This is a genomic window from Waddliaceae bacterium (assembly GCA_018694295.1).
Taxonomy (GTDB): Bacteria; Chlamydiota; Chlamydiia; order Chlamydiales; family JABHNK01; genus JABHNK01.
Genome location: JABHNK010000022.1, coordinates 1 through 2,480 on the forward strand (window position 1 = coordinate 1; position 2,480 = coordinate 2,480).

The window sequence follows — 2,480 nt, forward strand, 5'->3', positions numbered from 1 at the left end:
AGAAATCACCGCGCCTATCTTTCACATCGGCGAAAAAGATTATTTGAATTGGTAAATGTGCACAAGTAACGTTGTAGGGTTAACCTCCTATATATTTTTATATTACTTATGTTTCCCCTCTCTTTGAGGTCACGAAGGAGAGACCAACGAAACATGACTCTCGGTTGACCTCAACCTTTATCATTCACATGCTTTCTGAACCTGTCCGTCGACGTTCCTTTTTCTTTCCTGCCTTATTCTATTGCTTTATAGCTTTTTTAGAATGAGCTGTTTGATTAACTTTGTTATCATTGCTTCCTCTTTTTGCCTTTTGTTTTTATAGTATTCATCCGGCGTTTCTTGTCTCAGCACTTTTGCATTGAATACTGACACATCAAGCACCTCACAGATAACTTTCCCTTTGATTATCTGTTTTTTCTCAACCTCCTCCCCACAGAACAGGCATACAGTTTTAATCCTGTTCTGAAACTCTTCTTTTGCATTTGGCATTATAAAAAGCCCCCTCAAGTGAGGTAGGCATATTTATTCCAAATGTCTTTACACTTTCCTATTTTCCTGTTTGTCATTTCGATTCTATCAAACATTTTCGCCTTGTTGACTAAGTGAGGATACATGTTATATGTCTCTAATAAGCCTTTTGCATTGTCTCTGAACTCGGTTGCAACTATCTCCACATATTTCCTCTTTGTATTCTCTTTGCCTTCCTGTTGGCTTATTGCTGAGTGTGTGTCTGCTAAGTCCTTAATCCTCTCATATATCATCTTTAGTTTGTAATGATACTTGTTGAACTTTGGAATTAGTCTCTGGTAGTCCATTGACCCGAATGCAAATGATATTGAATCATCATCTTCAAATGGTATGTAGAAGTCGTCTCTATCCTGCTGAGGTATTATTTTTAGAAGGTCTAAGTCTTTATTTACAAACCATCTCCTAAATTCCTTATATGCTGAAATCTCGTCTTCGTCCATGCCTTCGTATTGGTCAAATCCGCTTATGACCTTAAACCCGGCTCTTCTTGGCAATTGTTCATCTGCTATCCAGCTATCTACCTGTTCACCTATTTCTATTTGTTTTCTTACGCTTTCCATTTTTATATCAACTCCTTTGGTTTCTAATCTTTAAAACCAAAGGATAGAATGATTATCAGGAAATGAAATCAAAAGAGAGAGATAGGGGACGTAGCGAATCCTTCGATAAAGTTTTCGGATTCAAAGGAATCTTGAATTTAGAAATCAGTTTTTGAATCGAAAGGTTTACGATAGAGGATTTGCGTGTTCACGTCCCGAAGGAGCTATCAACACATTTAACGCAATAGCTTAACCGCGTTAAGTATAATCTATGCTTAATCCTCCCAATGTAATCCGTTATGGTCAATGTCAATTTTGCAACTATAACATTTAAGAGCCTCATATCCCAAAGCCCCATCATAATACTTTAATTCCCCTTCACAAAAAGGGCATCTAGTTGACGCTAATAGTTTCTTAAATTCTTTTATATCCATTTCAATTACCTCCAAAGGTCTTTAGATGCATATCAGAACAATAATTTCCAATAGGATATGGTTTATCGTCTGAAGTATAGGCTTATGCTACCCCAACGAATGTTTGCCCTTTGCACTTTGGGCATCTTATTATGACAGCTTCGCCATTTTTCGGGTCTGCTATAGCGTCATTAAGAACTTTCTTGTCTCGCTGTTTCTTTTATTAACCATTTTATCACGCTCCGTTTTCTTCTGAGGCGGAGCGATGATTATTTTTTGTCGACCTTAAACACTTTCCGGTCTTTGTATTCCTGCGACTTGCCGTCGTTCCACTGGTCGATGGGACGAAGGTATCCTACAATTCTACTGTACACCTCACAGCGTTTTCTCGTGGGTTGTTTAGTTTTTTTTGTTTGCTTTTTCATTCGTATCACCATAGCCAAATAATCTTGTTTGGGGCAGTTGGTCTTGGGGTCCACAATAGGAAGACCAAAGTTTATCATCTCCATATAGTTTCGCAAAATTCACACCATATTCCATCACGCGATGATGTCGGGAGAGTTGGCATTTTTGGTTAAGAATTAATACAAAAAGAGGCATAAATTCTTTTTGTTTAGTTTATTATATTTCCTCTATCTTTATTGGTTCGCTGTCCTCCGCACTGGTTGTTGATGCAACAGCATCGGCTTTTGGTAACGATGCCCGTGCTTGTGTTGGATTTGATGATTGTTTCTCTTGGTTCTGTTCTTGTTGACGTTCCTTGATGGATTCTGTCATTTCCTTATCTAATTCATCAAAGGTTTTTGCTGGCTTTGTGGCTTTTTTAAGTCCAAGTCCAATCTGGGGGCCGTGTTCTTTACTATCATATGCATATGCTACGAACAGGTTTTGATTCAGTTCCATTCCGTCTTCTACCTTTTGCTTAAGGCTTTTGGCTTGTGTTGGAGTCAATGCTACAAAGATTTCTTCTTCTCCATTGTGAATGATTGCCTTTTTGTCA

At 38.1% G+C, this 2,480-nt stretch carries 4 protein-coding genes; all 4 read right to left on the reverse strand.

Annotated features, from left to right (window positions below):
- Nucleotides 1–246: 246 nt before the first annotated feature.
- Nucleotides 247–489, reverse strand: coding sequence for a hypothetical protein (locus HN980_02815; protein ID MBT6928410.1), 243 nt, complete (start codon nucleotides 487–489; stop codon nucleotides 247–249).
- A gap of 14 nt (nucleotides 490–503) precedes the next feature.
- Nucleotides 504–1,088, reverse strand: a complete 585-nt coding sequence (locus HN980_02820; protein MBT6928411.1) for a hypothetical protein — start codon at nucleotides 1,086–1,088, stop codon at nucleotides 504–506.
- Between the two features lie 661 nt (nucleotides 1,089–1,749).
- Nucleotides 1,750–1,989 (reverse strand): hypothetical protein, encoded by a 240-nt coding sequence (locus tag HN980_02825; protein ID MBT6928412.1) that lies wholly within the window; start codon nucleotides 1,987–1,989, stop codon nucleotides 1,750–1,752.
- A gap of 112 nt (nucleotides 1,990–2,101) precedes the next feature.
- Nucleotides 2,102–2,480, reverse strand: a 379-nt coding sequence (locus HN980_02830; protein ID MBT6928413.1) for a hypothetical protein, incomplete at its 5' end; no start/stop codon positions are given.